The organism is Planococcus daihaiensis (assembly GCF_049262615.1).
GTDB lineage: Bacteria > Bacillota > Bacilli > Bacillales_A > Planococcaceae > Planococcus.
Map to the genome: position 1 here is coordinate 2,710,439 of NZ_CP175504.1, position 14,786 is coordinate 2,725,224.

Annotated in this window: 17 protein-coding genes; 15 read left to right on the forward strand and 2 right to left on the reverse strand. The window is 47.6% G+C overall.

The window, feature by feature from the left end; translation table 11 throughout:
- Window positions 1-62: 62 nt before the first annotated feature.
- The gene (locus DHX103_RS13370; RefSeq protein ID WP_422122744.1) at window positions 63-1,229 is read left to right on the forward strand and encodes a DUF4097 family beta strand repeat-containing protein; all 1,167 of its coding nucleotides are present in this window, start codon (window positions 63-65) and stop codon (window positions 1,227-1,229) included.
- Window positions 1,230-1,288: 59 nt separating this feature from the next.
- Here the strand turns inward: DHX103_RS13370 and DHX103_RS13375 are convergent, their stop codons facing one another.
- Together DHX103_RS13375 and DHX103_RS13380 are read right to left on the reverse strand one after the other, a co-directional pair.
- Window positions 1,289-1,903, reverse strand: a complete 615-nt coding sequence (locus DHX103_RS13375) for a YIP1 family protein (RefSeq protein WP_422122745.1) — start codon at window positions 1,901-1,903, stop codon at window positions 1,289-1,291.
- Between the two features lie 139 nt (window positions 1,904-2,042).
- Window positions 2,043-2,468 carry a DUF1801 domain-containing protein gene (locus DHX103_RS13380; RefSeq protein ID WP_422122746.1) on the reverse strand — a complete coding sequence of 142 codons (426 nt, stop codon included), beginning with the start codon at window positions 2,466-2,468 and terminating at the stop codon, window positions 2,043-2,045.
- 236 nt (window positions 2,469-2,704) lie between these two features.
- Between DHX103_RS13380 and hprK the strand changes: the two genes are divergently transcribed.
- The 14 genes from hprK to DHX103_RS13450 all read left to right on the forward strand — a co-directional run bounded on the left by hprK (window position 2,705) and on the right by DHX103_RS13450 (window position 14,741).
- Window positions 2,705-3,631 (forward strand): HPr(Ser) kinase/phosphatase, encoded by a 927-nt coding sequence (gene hprK / locus DHX103_RS13385; protein ID WP_422122747.1) that lies wholly within the window; start codon window positions 2,705-2,707, stop codon window positions 3,629-3,631.
- A gap of 20 nt (window positions 3,632-3,651) precedes the next feature.
- Window positions 3,652-4,509 carry a prolipoprotein diacylglyceryl transferase gene (lgt, locus tag DHX103_RS13390; RefSeq protein WP_422122748.1) on the forward strand — a complete coding sequence of 286 codons (858 nt, stop codon included), beginning with the start codon at window positions 3,652-3,654 and terminating at the stop codon, window positions 4,507-4,509.
- 42 nt (window positions 4,510-4,551) lie between these two features.
- The gene (locus DHX103_RS13395) at window positions 4,552-5,487 is read left to right on the forward strand and encodes a nucleoside recognition domain-containing protein (RefSeq protein WP_422122749.1); all 936 of its coding nucleotides are present in this window, start codon (window positions 4,552-4,554) and stop codon (window positions 5,485-5,487) included.
- The gene (ppaX, locus tag DHX103_RS13400; protein ID WP_422122750.1) at window positions 5,484-6,137 is read left to right on the forward strand and encodes a pyrophosphatase PpaX; all 654 of its coding nucleotides are present in this window, start codon (window positions 5,484-5,486) and stop codon (window positions 6,135-6,137) included. Before DHX103_RS13395 ends, ppaX begins: the two co-directional genes overlap by 4 nt.
- Window positions 6,134-6,655: an acyltransferase gene (locus tag DHX103_RS13405; protein WP_422122751.1), complete on the forward strand. Its 522-nt coding sequence runs from the start codon at window positions 6,134-6,136 to the stop codon at window positions 6,653-6,655. Before ppaX ends, DHX103_RS13405 begins: the two co-directional genes overlap by 4 nt.
- A gap of 116 nt (window positions 6,656-6,771) precedes the next feature.
- Entirely contained in the window at window positions 6,772-7,935 is a 1,164-nt protein-coding gene (gene hisZ / locus DHX103_RS13410; protein WP_422122752.1) for an ATP phosphoribosyltransferase regulatory subunit, read from the forward strand.
- Complete coding sequence (hisG, locus tag DHX103_RS13415) at window positions 7,928-8,542, forward strand: ATP phosphoribosyltransferase (RefSeq protein WP_422122753.1); 615 nt, start codon at window positions 7,928-7,930, stop codon at window positions 8,540-8,542. Before hisZ ends, hisG begins: the two co-directional genes overlap by 8 nt.
- 8 nt (window positions 8,543-8,550) lie before the next feature.
- On the forward strand, window positions 8,551-9,834 hold the full coding sequence (hisD, locus tag DHX103_RS13420) for a histidinol dehydrogenase (protein ID WP_422122754.1): 1,284 nt from the start codon (window positions 8,551-8,553) through the stop codon (window positions 9,832-9,834).
- The gene (gene hisB / locus DHX103_RS13425; protein WP_422122755.1) at window positions 9,831-10,418 is read left to right on the forward strand and encodes an imidazoleglycerol-phosphate dehydratase HisB; all 588 of its coding nucleotides are present in this window, start codon (window positions 9,831-9,833) and stop codon (window positions 10,416-10,418) included. The genes hisD and hisB overlap by 4 nt, the downstream gene beginning before the upstream one ends.
- Window positions 10,415-11,068: an imidazole glycerol phosphate synthase subunit HisH gene (gene hisH / locus DHX103_RS13430; protein WP_422122756.1), complete on the forward strand. Its 654-nt coding sequence runs from the start codon at window positions 10,415-10,417 to the stop codon at window positions 11,066-11,068. Before hisB ends, hisH begins: the two co-directional genes overlap by 4 nt.
- Window positions 11,037-11,765, forward strand: coding sequence for a 1-(5-phosphoribosyl)-5-[(5-phosphoribosylamino)methylideneamino]imidazole-4-carboxamide isomerase (gene hisA, locus DHX103_RS13435; RefSeq protein ID WP_422122757.1), 729 nt, complete (start codon window positions 11,037-11,039; stop codon window positions 11,763-11,765). Before hisH ends, hisA begins: the two co-directional genes overlap by 32 nt.
- On the forward strand, window positions 11,759-12,511 hold the full coding sequence (gene hisF, locus DHX103_RS13440) for an imidazole glycerol phosphate synthase subunit HisF (RefSeq protein ID WP_422122758.1): 753 nt from the start codon (window positions 11,759-11,761) through the stop codon (window positions 12,509-12,511). The genes hisA and hisF overlap by 7 nt, the downstream gene beginning before the upstream one ends.
- Window positions 12,508-13,134, forward strand: a complete 627-nt coding sequence (hisIE, locus tag DHX103_RS13445) for a bifunctional phosphoribosyl-AMP cyclohydrolase/phosphoribosyl-ATP diphosphatase HisIE (protein ID WP_422122759.1) — start codon at window positions 12,508-12,510, stop codon at window positions 13,132-13,134. The genes hisF and hisIE overlap by 4 nt, the downstream gene beginning before the upstream one ends.
- Before the next feature lie 80 nt (window positions 13,135-13,214).
- Window positions 13,215-14,741: a tetratricopeptide repeat protein gene (locus tag DHX103_RS13450; RefSeq protein WP_422122760.1), complete on the forward strand. Its 1,527-nt coding sequence runs from the start codon at window positions 13,215-13,217 to the stop codon at window positions 14,739-14,741.
- The last annotated feature ends 45 nt before the right edge of the window (window positions 14,742-14,786 follow it).

A 14,786-nucleotide genomic window follows, 5' to 3' on the forward strand; every position in this document is an offset into this window, starting at 1 on the left:
CCGAACGTATCAATAATAAGAAAAAATTTCTTTATAAACGAACGATGAGGAGGCCGCATTACATGCAAAGTGAAAAAGAACGCATATTGGATATGGTGGAAAAAGGCACGATTACGGCACGAGAAGCAGTGGAATTACTGAAAGCGATCGATGGTGGAGGCGGATCATCAAGAGATTCCTCATACGGCCGTGAAGATTACGGCCGACGGGATAAACGCGGGAAACGCGGATTATTCAGACCCGAAGATGTAGTCAAGAAAATATCGAAAAACGTTTCAAGAGACTTCTCGAAAAACGTTTCAAACGATATCAATGATTTTGGCGACCGGATGATGCAATTTATGCAGACTTCAGTCGGCAAATTAAAAACAATGGAATTTGATTCGCCATTTGGTGAAGCTTATCTCTTTAATGAGACGTATACCGAAGAGGGAACTGACATTTCTACGGTAATCGCCGATATTGCAAATGGCCAACTTGAAATTTATCCTTCACAGGATAATACGCTGCGGGCTGAATGCAGTGTGAAAGCATACCGTGCAGAAAATGAAGATCAGGCGAAGCGTGATTTCCAGGACAAATTCATCTTTATCGCGGACGACAACAAACTTCGCATCATCTCTGAATTGAAAACGACGCAGGTGAATGTGATTCTGTATGTGCCTGAAAAGCAATTTGACCAGGTCACTGTACGTTTATTCAATGGTGGCTTTTCCATGAAGCGCATTGATGCGTCCCTATTGAAAGTGAAGACGGCGAACGGCAAAATCGAATTGAAGAACAGTGAATTCGACGATGCGGAACTTGAAACAGCGAACGGTGCTATCCAGGTGCAGGACGTTAAAGGTAAAGTGCTCGAAACGGAAACATTGAACGGCCGCATTTATGTGGATGGCGATATTCAGACAATCGAGACGAAATCGCTTAACGGCAATGTGGTCGTTACTTCCCGTTGCAAAGAAGCGCGGAAAGTGGAAGCGAAAACTTTAGCGGGGAATGTGGAATTATACATTCCTTCCCACTTGCCATTAAAAGGGCAGGTATCGTCCAATCTTGGAAAAATGGACGTATTATTGGCCGACGTGGACCATGTCCATGAACAGGGGCAATTCATGCAGAAAACGGTCCGCTTCTCGAAAGAAGACGGAGCCGCAACTGCAGCGCCAATGCTCGTATATGGTGAAACCAAAACAGGATCTGTTCTGGTCCGCTACTTAACAATCGATTAAAACAATAAGAAAAGCGGGCGCATAATTTGCGCCCGCTTTTTTTTGTGAAATGATTGGTGTTAGAACAGAAAGATGAAAATACCGATTACGACCAGCAACGCGATGATAACGAAAATTCCGACGATCGTCATAAAAACACCAAAACCGCGCAGGCTTGAGAATTCATGAACCACGGCGATGGCTTTGGACGTAATAACTATCGACCAGATAGAAGCAATAGCTATCAACAAGGATAAAAGCAAATATGCACCAAGCGGAATGGAAGTGAAACTGAAATCCGCGGGTGCAGCAAAGAAACGCTCACCGTATATCAATACGTAGATAATTAATAGCGGCAAAATGAAAATCTGGGGAACCATCGTAGGTCCGATGGCGATTGCCATGTCACGCAGCTTGCCGTGGCCGCCATATAATTTCCCAATCAACGTATAAAGAAGTGAATTTATGCCCAAGTTCAGAAACCCACTGATGATCCCGGCAATCAATATGCCGACAATCCAGAACGCCAGTGACTGATCCTGGAACCAACCGGAATCCTGAAGCCCTGTGATGACTCCGCCGATTCCTGCAATGCTGACGAGGACCATTGAATAGCCCAGTTTACCGTTCTTGATAAATTGCCGGACCGTTTCTTTCGGCTGTGTCCAGACTGATAAAAAAGGATTTATTTCCATCGAATTCCCCCAACTTCAAGTCCATTGTTTAAAGCAATATTTTATATGTAAAATTGTACCATACCAATAAAAGAGAAAGAAGGGAGGAGTAAAGAATATTTCGAAGAAAAAACCAGCGGGCAGATTTGCCCGCTGGTTATTATGCTTTATCGGGATAAAGTTCCTGCAGAAAGCTGATCGAACGGGTGATCAATTGCTTCAGTACGTCCACATCAATATCATCCACCTTATTGATATAGACGCAGGCCTTGCCGGTAGTGTGCTTGCCGAAATCATTCAGCAATGACTGGCGCTCCTGGTCCCCGGTAGCAAAGTAAAGGGTGATTTTTGCTTTGCGTGGCGAAAATCCGACCAGCGCTGCGTCTCCTTCATGGCCTGTCGGGTAGATATAATGGTAGGAACCGAAACCGATAATGCTGGTTCCCCACATCTTCGCTTTGTAGCCGGAAGTTGTTTCGAAAATTTCCAGTAAGCGGTATGCATCTTCCCGCTTTTTAGGATTGTCGACGCTCTCAATGAATTCGATCACATCGGCATCCGTTTCCTTCGTTTTCTGCTCGTACATGAGAATCCCTCTTTTCATTGTATTGATCTATTCGGCGGTTGAACCCTCGGAATTCTTAATAATCTGTTTTCTTCAGTGTAACAGAATTGCGCCAATTATAAATGAAAGAACAGGAAAACGGGGCGCGTTTGCTTTAATTTGAAATTTTCCATGTTAAAATAATAACATTAATGCGTGAAAACAAACGGATACCAAAATATCCCGTGGTTCCCGCAAAAGAGAAATGAGGGGAAAAGATGGGCCAGGTAACAACAAAACAAGTAATGGATACCTTCGAACTGGAATTGATCAGTGGCGAAGAAGGCATCGGCCGTCATATACCAATCAGTGATATTTCAAGGCCAGGACTTGAAATGGCGGGATATTTTACCCATTATCCGGCAAACCGGGTGCAATTGCTGGGGAAAACCGAGCTGTCGTTCTTTGCGATGCTGGATGCTGCGGAGAGAAAAGACCGAATGATGAAGTTATGCACAGATGATACACCGGCAATTATCGTCTCACATGATGAGAAAGTACCTCAAGAACTAATTAATGCGTCTGCCAAACGGCATGTTCCGGTTTTGAGTACTCGCATGTCCACCACGCGTTTTTCGAGTTTATTGACGAATTATCTGGAAAGCCAATTGGCGCCAACCACTGCAGTTCACGGTGTATTGGTTGATATTTATGGCGTCGGCGTTTTGATAACGGGCAAAAGCGGTGTCGGTAAAAGTGAGACGGCATTGGAACTTGTCAAAAAAGGCCATCGCCTGGTTGCCGATGATTGTGTGGAAATCCGTCAGGAAGGTGAAAACACACTGGTCGGCCATCCGCCAAAATTGATCGAGCATCTATTGGAAATTCGCGGTGTCGGCATCATCGACATCATGACCTTATTCGGTGCCAGTGCTGTTCGGACTTTCAAGCGGATTTCATTGGTCATTGATCTCGAAATTTGGGATGCTGAAAAAACGTATGACCGCCTGGGGCTGGAAGAAGAAAAAATGCGCATCATCGACACGGACTTGACGAAACTGACTATTCCTGTCCGTCCGGGACGGAACTTATCGGTTATAATTGAAGTTGCTGCGATGAATTACCGCTTGAAGCGGATGGGTGTCAATGCAGCCGAAGAGTTCTCAAAACGGTTGGACGATGTAATTTCAATGGATACAAATTAAAGGAATAGGAAGGTGCACAAATGTTTTCAGTTTTAGGGACGATCGATCCGGTTGCTTTCAGTTTGGGACCAATCAGTGTTCATTGGTACGGAGTGATTATTGCAACGGGTATTGTAATCGCATTTTTAGTTGGCCAGCGCGAAATGGTGAAGCGCGGGCTTCACCCGGAATTTCTGACGGACCTGCTGATATGGGCTGTGCCGTTGGCAATTGTCGGCGCCAGAATTTATTACGTCATATTTGAATGGGACAAGTATCAGAACAATCCCGGCGAAATCATTGCGATTTGGAACGGTGGTCTTGCCATTCACGGGGCACTCATCATGTCGGTGATTGTTGCTTATATATTCACGAAAAAACGCAATACGCCATTTTTGAAAGTGGCGGATATTCTCGCGCCGAGCATCCTGATCGGCCAGGCAATTGGCCGTTGGGGCAATTTCATCAATCAGGAAGCGCATGGCGGAGAAGTATCGAGAGCATTTCTCGAAAGTCTTTTCATACCTGATTGGATCATCAATCATATGTACATAGATGGTGCTTATTACCATCCGACGTTCCTGTATGAGTCCATGTGGAGCCTTGTCGGAATCATCATTTTGCTCTTGCTGCGCAAGGTCAATCTGGTACGCGGTGAAATGTTTTTCTTCTATATGATCTGGTATTCGGTCGGCCGTTATTTCATCGAAGGAATGCGGACGGACAGCCTGTATGTAGTAGGGGACCTGCGGACTGCCCAATTGGTATCGATTCTCTTAATCATTATCGGTGTTGCGCTGATCATCTATCGCCGGGCAACGCTTAAGAATCCACCGAGATATCAAGACAAACCGCCAGAACAAAAAAAGAAGCCAAAAAAGAAAACGAAAAAGAAATAAAACCTCCAGCTAATTTACCAGACAGAAAGAAGAGATAAACGAATGTCAACATTGAAGAATGGTCTGAAGGCAGGCCTGCACACAACTTGGTCTTTAGGTAAAATCATTTTCCCCATCACGTTATTGGTGACAATGCTGCAATACACACCAGTTCTGCCTTTCATCATCGATTTGGTGGCGCCAATCATGGGGATATTCGGTTTAAGCGGCGACGCAGCGATTCCACTCGTTTTGGGAAATGCGTTGAATTTATATGCCGGCATCGCCGGTATTCTGTCGCTCGAATTGACGGTTAAAGAAGTGTTCATCCTGGCAGTCATGCTGTCATTTTCACATAATATGTTCATTGAAACGGGTGTCGCGTTGAAAGTTGGCGTGAAGTTGTGGGTGGTGCTGGTTGTTCGTTTCGGACTTGCGGCACTTTCCGGCATCGTCATCAATCTCGCCTGGCCGGGCGGCAATGAAATCGCGCAATACGGCTTTACGCCGGAAGTGGCAGCCGCACCGGAAGGGTGGCTCGCTATTTTCCTGCTGGGAGTGGAAAAGGCAGGCTTCGGCGTTCTGCAACTGGCGCTTATTGTCATTCCGTTGATGCTGGCCATCCAGATTTTAAAAGACACAAAATACTTACAGAAAATATCCAATGGCATGGGGCCGCTGACCCGATTGCTTGGCGTTCAGAAAAATGCTTCGGTGACATTGGCATCCGGCCTGATTTTCGGATTGGCAATGGGAGCGGGCGTGATGATCCAGGCCGTGCAGGAAGACGGCGTCAGCAAAAGGGATGCAACACTGGTCTTTATTTTCCTGGTGGCCTGCCATGCGATAGTGGAAGATACGTTGATTTTCATTCCGCTTGGCATCCCGATCTGGCCGCTGTTGGCAATCCGAGTCGTTACCGCGCTTGTGTTGACGATTTTCATCTCCTATCTATGGCGTAAATCCGAAGAAAACCGGAAGGAAGTGGTTTCCACATGACGAAGAGAATCACGACATTATTATTCGATTTTGATGGTACCTTATTGAATACGAATGAATTGATCATCCATACATTTTCAACCGTGCTGGATAATCATTTTCCCAATAGTTACGGCAGAGAAGACATCATGCAGTTTATCGGTCCCTCATTAAAGCAGACGTTCGAAACAATCGCACCGATGAGGACGGAAGAGCTGATCAAAGAATACCGCGAGCTAAATCTTGCGCTTCATGATGAGATGGTATCGGTTTATGATGGCGTCGAAGAAACTCTCCATCTGCTGAAGATGAGAGGGTTGAAGCTGGCGATCGTTTCCACAAAGAAAAGGAGCACGATTCTTCACGGACTTCGGCTTATGGGCGTATCCGAATTATTTGATACAGTCATCAGCCTGGACGATGTCGAAAATCCGAAACCTGACCCGGAACCAATTCTCAAAGCGCTGAAAGAATTATCGTCGAGTGCTGCGGAATCATTGATGATCGGGGATAATTCACACGATATCGAAGGCGGTAAAAATGCCGGCGTCCGGACAGCCGGCGTTGCCTGGTCGGCCAAGGGCGAAAAATTCATGGCGTCGCTTCATCCCGATTACATGCTCCAGCACATAAGCGATCTTCTCGAATTGGTGAAAGAGGAAACGGCATGAGAAGGACAGAGCGCCATTTTGTGACTGGTCCGAATTCACTTTGGCATATCTACAAGACCGTCCCTTTCTGGAAAGTTGCTAAAAATTTCATCGTTATTCAAACGGCACGTTATACACCGTTCCTGCCAATGAAAAATTGGCTGTACACAAATTTCCTGGGCATGAAAATCGGCAAGCATTCTTCATTTGCATTGATGGTGATGCCGGATGTCATGTTTCCCGAACGGATTATTGTTGGGGAGAATTCGGTGATCGGCTATAATACCACCATTTTGGCACACGAATACCTGATCAAAGAATACAGGCTCGGCGAGGTAATTATCGGCAATGGCGTCATGATCGGTGCGAACTGCACGATTTTGCCCGGGGTTACGATTGGCGACGATGCAATTGTTTCTGCTGCAACGCTTGTCCATAAGGACGTGCCGGCTGGCGCATTTGTCGGTGGCAATCCGATGCAGCTGATTTACACAGCCGAACAAATGGCCGCGCGCCAAGAGGAATCCCGCGAGCAATAGCTCACGGGATTTTTTTCTTATTTTCTTGACCTTCTGCAGGGAAATGCGCTAAAATAATAATTACTTTATTGCATTAGCGAACTAAAGTAAAATATCCAAAAATAGGAAGTGAATCCATGTTAATTCAAATGTTCGAAAAGCCGCTTGGCATGCGCGATGATTTTCCTTCTATTGTTAAAAGAAAATCAAAGCTCAGCGCAGCGGGTATACAGATAATGGAGCAATTCGGATATGAAATGCTGCAGACACCAAGTTTGGAGTTTTACGAAACGATCGGCAAGATATCGGCAATTTCCGATAATCAGCTTTTTAAACTATTGGATAACCAGGGACAAACGCTTGTCCTGCGACCGGATATGACTTCGCCGATAGCGCGGGTTGCCGCTTCGAAATTGCTTAAAGAAAAAATGCCGGTCAGGCTGGGCTATTATTCAAATGTGTTCCGCGCCCAATTGAGAGAAGGTGGACGTCCCGCAGAGTTTGAACAGATGGGCGTCGAATTGATCGGCGATGAATCCCTCTACGCAGATGTGGAAGTCATTCTTCTCGCTGTAGAAATTCTGCGCAAACTGCGTGTGGAGTCCGGCCGTATTGTCATTGGCCATACCCAGCTGCTGCAAGAGGTGCTGCGGGGGTATGGACTTGAAGAAGCCGTGGTTGAAAAATTACGCGCTGAGATGGTGGCGAAAAACAAAGTCGCTTATGAAAACATGGTAGAAAGTCTTGAAATCTCACCGAATTATAAAGAGTCGCTCCAAAAAATCATGAAAGCAACCCGACTGGAAGACTGGAAAGCGCTGGTCGATAACAGCGATGCAGTTCAGCTGTCATTATTCGAGGATATGGTCAAGCTAAAATCAATTCTTGACCGCAATGGCCTGGAAGAATTCGTCACTTACGATCTTTCATTCACCAGCCATATGACGTATTACACCGGCATGGTTTTTGAGGTTTACGGCGAAGGCAGCGGATTTCCGCTTGGCAACGGTGGGCGCTACGACGGTTTGATGAAACAATTCGGATTGCATGTCGGAGCGACGGGCTTTGGACTCCGTGTTGACCGTCTGCTGGAAGCGATGCCGGCTGAAGAAGATCAATCAGAGCAAACGCTGATTCTATTTAATGAAGAAAACGAGGAAAAAGCGCACGAAGCGGCGAAGAAGTTGAGGGAGACCGGTGTGACGGTGACACTTCAATTTGCTCCGGCGGTAAAAGCGCAAACTGAATTCAGCTCGCTATTCAGCAAGGTGATTCGACTGGACGGTGAAGAAAATGGATAAATTAACGATTGCGATGCCCAAGGGCCGCATTTTTGAAGAAGCGTATGAATTGCTGGTGCAGGCAGGCTTTGATTTGCCGGCGGAATTGGATGATTCCCGGAAATTGATCGTGGAAGCGCCAAACGAAGGTTTCCGGTTCATCCTGTCAAAACCGATGGATGTGCCTGTTTATGTGGAACACGGAGTAGCGGATATTGGCATTGCCGGAAAAGACGTCATGCTGGAGCAGGATCGGGATATCCATGAATTATTGGATCTGAATATCAGCCGCTGCTATATCGCGACTGCCGGATTGCCCGATACCGAAATGGACATGGTGACGCCGCGGATTGCAACAAAATATCCGGAAATTGCTTCCCAGTTTTTCCGTAGCCGCGGGGAGCAGGTGGAAATTATCGAACTTAACGGTTCGATTGAGCTTGCCCCGATGATCGGTCTGGCCGAGCGCATCGTGGACATTGTGTCCACAGGAAAAACCTTGAAGGAAAATGGATTGGTCGAATACGATAAAATTACAGATATCACTTCACGGCTTATTGCCAATCCCGTCAGCTATCGATTAAAGCAGCAGCGGATTGACGAAATCGTGGAGCGGCTTAGAAAGTAGGCGAAAACATGAGAATCACCCGATTGACTTCCGGCATCTCAATTAGGAGAACAGGCGGGAATGCTACTGAACAGCAATTACTGGCAGTGAAAGAGATCATCCGGACGGTCCGGGAAGAAGGGGATGCAGCGCTGTTCCGGTTCTCAAAAAAATGGGATGGCGCAGAGCTGACTGATTTGCGGGTCAGCCGCGAAGAAATGGACGCAGCAGTAAAACGTTTCGATCCGCAATTATTGAGCGACTTGACAGAGGCAGCCGATAATATACGGAAATATCACGACAACCAAAAGCAGGAAAGCTATAAAGTCACCCATGACAACGGCTCTTATGTCGGACAGCGTGTGACGGCCATCGACTCCGCCGGTTTGTATGTGCCCGGGGGAACCGCGGCATATCCGTCATCGGTTTTGATGAACGTCATTCCAGCCCAGGCAGCGGGCGTTCCGCGCATTGTGCTGATTTCGCCGCCTGCTGCAGACGGAACCCTGTCTGACGGTGTCCTCGCCGCAGCGCATATCCTGGGCATCGATGAAATTTACAAATCCGGCGGAGCTCAAGCAATTGCGGCACTGGCCTATGGCACGGAAGCGATTGCGCCAGTCGATAAAATTACCGGTCCGGGCAATATCTTCGTGGCGCTTGCGAAAAGCGAAGTCAATGGAGACGTCGCGATCGATATGATCGCGGGGCCGAGTGAAATCGCCATCATCGCAGACGACAGCGCATATCCGGACGAAATTGCAGCGGATCTGCTGTCACAGGCCGAACATGACCCGCTGGCGAGTTCGGTGTTATTGACGGACGATGAGAACTTGGCGAAAGCCGTGTCTCTTGAAGTGGACAAGCAATTAGAAGATTTGCCGAGGCAAGCGATTGCCCGGGCTGCCATTGACGGGTTTGGGGCAATTTATCTTGGGGAAACGATGGAAGAACTGATCGAAGCAGCCAATCAATTGGCTCCGGAGCATCTCGAAATTATGACGAAGGATGCTGTGGCAGTTGCCGAAAAGATCAAACACGCGGGTGCCATCTTCATCGGACGGTATTCGTCTGAACCGATCGGCGATTATTTTGCCGGCAGCAACCACGTTCTGCCGACCAACAGCACGGCACGGTTTTCGAGTGCGCTATCGGTCTATGACTTTTTGAAACGAACGAGTATCATCCACTACAGTGAGCAGGCCTGGCAGGACAATAAAGAAAAGATTGCCCGGTTGGCAAGGCTGGAAGGCCTGGAAGCGCACGCGCGCGCAGTGGAATCAAGGCAATGGGAAAAGGAGAGTCGAAAATGAGAAAAGCGGAATTGCAACGCAATACAAATGAAACGTGGATCGATGTATCATTCTCACTTGATGGTGAAGGAACTGCGGTGATTGATACAGGCGTGCCCTTTATGGATCATATGCTCGATTTATTTATCAAACACGGGATGTTTGATGCGAACATCAAAGCAGAAGGCGATACGCATATCGATGACCACCACACAACTGAAGATGTGGGCATCGTGCTCGGGCAGGCGGTCCGTGAAGCACTCGGCGACAAAAAAGGGATCCGCCGCTACGGCAATGCTTTTGTGCCGATGGATGACGCGCTTGCGCAAGTGGTCATCGACTGCTCAAATCGTCCGCACCTGGAATTCCGGGGAGAAATCCCGAACGACAAAGTCGGAAATTTCGACACCGAATTGGTCTATGAATTTTTATGGAAATTTGCGCTTGAATCCCGTATGAATGTGCATGTCATCATTCATTATGGAAAAAATACGCATCACATCATCGAAGCCGTTTTCAAAGCATTGGCACGCGCACTGGATGAAGCGACAATGATCGACCCGCGGGTCAAAGGTGTGCCATCTACGAAGGGGCTGTTGACATGATTGTCGGCATTATCGATTACGGCATGGGCAATTTGTTCAGTGTCGAACAGGCATTGAAAAAATTGGATTGCACAGTGATCTTGTCAGATGACCCCGAAACGTTGTTGGAAGCAGAAGCAATTCTGTTGCCGGGTGTTGGAGCTTTTCCGGATGCGATGGCGCTGCTCGATGCCAAAGAGCTATCGGGATTTATCCGGTCTCTGCCGGAAAAAGGTATTCCGTTAATGGGCATTTGCCTGGGGATGCAATTATTATATGAAGACAGTTCGGAAATTAGAATGACCGAAGGCCTTGGTTTGTTGAAGGGCAAAGTCCGCCGCTTTGAAAAGGGCACTTACCGTATTCCGCATATGGGCTGGAACAGGCTTGAGTTTTCAAAAATGCCATATTGGCTGGAGGATCTCCAAAGCGACACTCATGTTTATTTTGTGCATTCATTTTATGTGACGGATGCGGATCCGGAAGAAGTATTTGCGGAAGCGGAATACAGCAATATCGAAGTACCGGGCGTAGTCGGCAAAGGACTGGTCACAGGCATGCAATTCCACCCGGAAAAATCAGGCGATTTTGGCCATTATTTATTGGAACAATGGATCGCGAACGTCAGGAGGAACTCAGGTGAGCAAATTTCAACTATATCCGGCAATTGACTTGAGAAACGGCAAATGTGTCCGGCTGTTCCAGGGAGATTATAACCAGGAAACGATTTACGGGGATTCCCCTGTGGACATGGCGAAAAAGTTCGCGGAAGCCGGAGCGGAATGGCTTCATATGGTCGATTTGGACGGAGCAAAAGATGGCCGGCGCATAAATGACAAAGTTGTTATCGAGGCAGCCAAACTGGGCATGAAGGTTCAAGTAGGCGGCGGCATCCGCACGCGGGAAGACATTGCGCATTATCTGGACAATGGCGTGTCGCGCGTCATCATCGGCAGTCTCGCAATCCGTGAGCCGGAAATGGTGGTAGGATTCATCGAAGAATTCGGGGCGGACCGCATCGTCATCGGCATTGACGCGAAAGACGGAATGGCAGCAACGGAAGGCTGGACGGAAACTTCTGTGCAGCCGGCCGCCGAAGTCGCACGTTTTTTTGTATCAAAAGGGGCGCGCCATTTCATCTACACTGATATTGCCACGGATGGCACTTTAGCAGGTCCGAATATTAGAGCCAATCAACAATTGGTGGAAGACGGCACTGCGGAAGTGATCGTCTCCGGCGGCATCGGTTCATTGAAAGATGTACAGAACGTCAAAGCGGCGGCTGACACCAGTGCGATTGCCGGCGTGATCATTGGCAAAGCGCTGTACGAAGAACGCTTCACATTAGAGGAGGCTTTGTCATGCTGACGAAACGAATTATTCCTTGTTTGGATGTGAAAGAAGGGCGTGTCGTCAAAGGGGTCAGCTTTGTAGAGTTAAAAGACGCAGGTGATCCGGTGGAATTGGCGCGTTTTTATGATAAGCAAAGAGCCGATGAACTGGTGTTTCTGGATATTTCCGCATCGCACGAAGGAAAAGAGACGATGGTCGAAGTGGTCAAAATAGTTGCCAGCGAATTGTCGATTCCCTTCACTGTAGGCGGAGGAATTCGCACGCTTGAAGATATGAAACGGATGCTGCGCGCCGGTGCGGATAAAGTTTCGCTTAATACAGCGGCGCTTGACCGCCCGGAACTGATCAAAGAAGGAGCCGATTTCTTCGGCTCGCAGTGCATCGTGGTGGCGATCGACGCCAAATGGAACGGTGAGAGCTGGGATGTCTATACTCACGGCGGACGCAATAAAACCGAGTGGGACGCAGTGGAATGGGCAAAGCGCAGCGTTGAACTTGGCGCTGGTGAATTGCTGCTGACAAGCATGGACAAAGACGGTTCGAAAGACGGTTTTGACCTGGCGCTGACAAAAGCGGTAAGGGATGCGGTGGAAGTTCCCGTCATCGCAAGCGGCGGCGCGGGCAGCAAGGAAGATTTCCAGGAAGTATTCGAACAGGTGGATGCAGACGCTGCACTTGCTGCATCGATTTTTCATTATAAAGAAACGAGTATTGCAGAAGTGAAGGATTATTTGCGAATCGAAGGAGTGAATGTAAGGTGACAGAATTGAAATTTGATCAGGATGGGCTCGTACCTGTCATAATACAGGACAGCGAAACAAAACAGGTACTAACGCTGGCATATGCCAACGAAGAAGCGCTTCAGAAAACGATGGAAAACGGAGAAACCTGGCTCTTTTCAAGAAGCCGCCAGGAATTATGGAACAAAGGCGCGACCAGCGGCAATACACAGAAAGTTGTTTCAGTACAAGTCGATTGTGATGGCGACTCGGTCATCTACGAAGTGATTCCAAACGGACCGGCGTGCCATACAGGGGCACAATCCTGCTTCGGCGAAACGATTTACGGTGAACGGAGCGAGTCGGCAGGGGATATGCTGGAAGAATTGAAAGGATTGATCCAGAGTCGCCACAGCGAAATGCCGGTAGGTGCATATACCACGTACCTCTTTGAAGAAGGGGTCGATAAAATCTGCAAGAAAATCGGCGAAGAAGCGGCTGAAGTGATTATCGCCGCGAAGAACCGCGATACACAGGAACTGTCGATGGAAACCGCCGATCTCTTCTATCACGTCATGGTGTTATTGCAGGAGCAAGGCGTCGATTTGGATCAGGTAATGGCAGTTCTGAAAGAGCGCCACCAGACAAAAACAGCAGGTAAATGAGCTCCGAATATGCTATAATTATAGGATATTAAAGTCAAGGGCGGCTATGGTCGATCCTTATACTTTTGCGGAGGCTTATTTTGGAGAATAAAAAGAAAAACAATTATGAGAATGTCCTTTCATTCATTCCGACAGGTGAATATTATTACAAGAAAGCGCTGAAGGAATTGCAGCGTGAAAATTACCCGAAAGCCCATAAGTATCTGCAGCGAGCGACGGAATTGAGTCCTGAAGATCCGCTGATCATGATGCAATTTGGCATTGTACTGATGGAAATGCAGGAATTTGAACAGGCAATGGACGTGCTGCGGACAGCCAGAGAGCTGGATCCTGAAGAGACGGACATCCTGTTTTTCCTGTCAGAAGTGCATGCACATATGGGCTTATTTCTTGATGCACGGAAATACGCCAAGAAATACGTCGAGACAGATGTGCACGGCAAGTATGCGGAAGAGGCGATGGAAATCATCGATTTTGCCGAACAGGAAGACTGGCAGCTGCTGGACGATGAAGGCGAAGCGCAGGACAGCGAATATTTCTATCAGCAGGAAAAAGCGCGTCGTTTGATGGAGCAGGGCAATTTTACCGATGCCATCAAGATGCTGGAAGATCTGATCGAGGAAAAGCCAGACTTCTGGGGAGCCCATAATAATCTGGCACTCGCTTATTTCTATATCGGAGAAACAGAAATGGCCAAAGCTTTGCTGCATGATGTGTTGAGACGCAATACCGGCAACCTTCATGCGTTGTGCAATTTGGCGGTTTTTCATTATTACGAAAAGAACGAAGAGCTGGAAGATATTTTGGCGCTGTTGAAGAAAATTCAGCCTTATGTGTTCGAACACCGTTATAAATTGGGAGCGACCTTTGCGCTTGTCGGCAAGTATAAGGAAGCCTATCGCTGGCTGAGAAGTTTGCAGAAGCGGGGCTTTGATGGCGATCCTGCGTTTTATTTCTGGTTGTCGCATGCGGCTTACCATTCGAATCATGAAGAAGTTGCCAAGCAAGCCTGGAAGCAATTGACCGCGATGGATCCGGGCAAGGAAGGTTATGAGCCATGGCAGGAAGACATAACAATGCCACATTCCGATGCATTGGAACATGACCGTGATTATCTTGTGGAGAAATTGGATCATCCCCATAGAAGTGAACGCTTGTTTGGCATGTTCCTGTTGAGCAAATCTTCGCATAAGCAGGAAATCATTTCCCATCCGAAATGGTTGAAGAGCGATCAGCCAACCGTTATTGAGACGTTTATGCTCGGCTACGCTCTTGGCCATCCCTTCAAAGAAACGGTTCCTGAGGAACGGGCATTTCTGCGGGCGATGGCAGTGACCGAAATCCTCTATGAAAAAGAAGGCATGGTGACCCAGCAAGGTTCTTACGCTTTTCAAATGTGGTTTATGCTGGTGGATAATGCATTCCAAAGAAATTACACTTTCAAGAATCCGAACGCTTTGGCTGCGGCGATCGATTATATGGTGAAATCATCCAGAGACAGCAGCATCACAAAAAAAGGGACTGCCGAGCAGTTTGGTACCACCCCAGCAACCCTGACGAAGTATATAAGCGAATTAATTGAATTTCTTCCATTATTTGAATCGTAAGCATAAAAGTTGATGGTTGACGTGGAATCTTATACGATTTAGCTA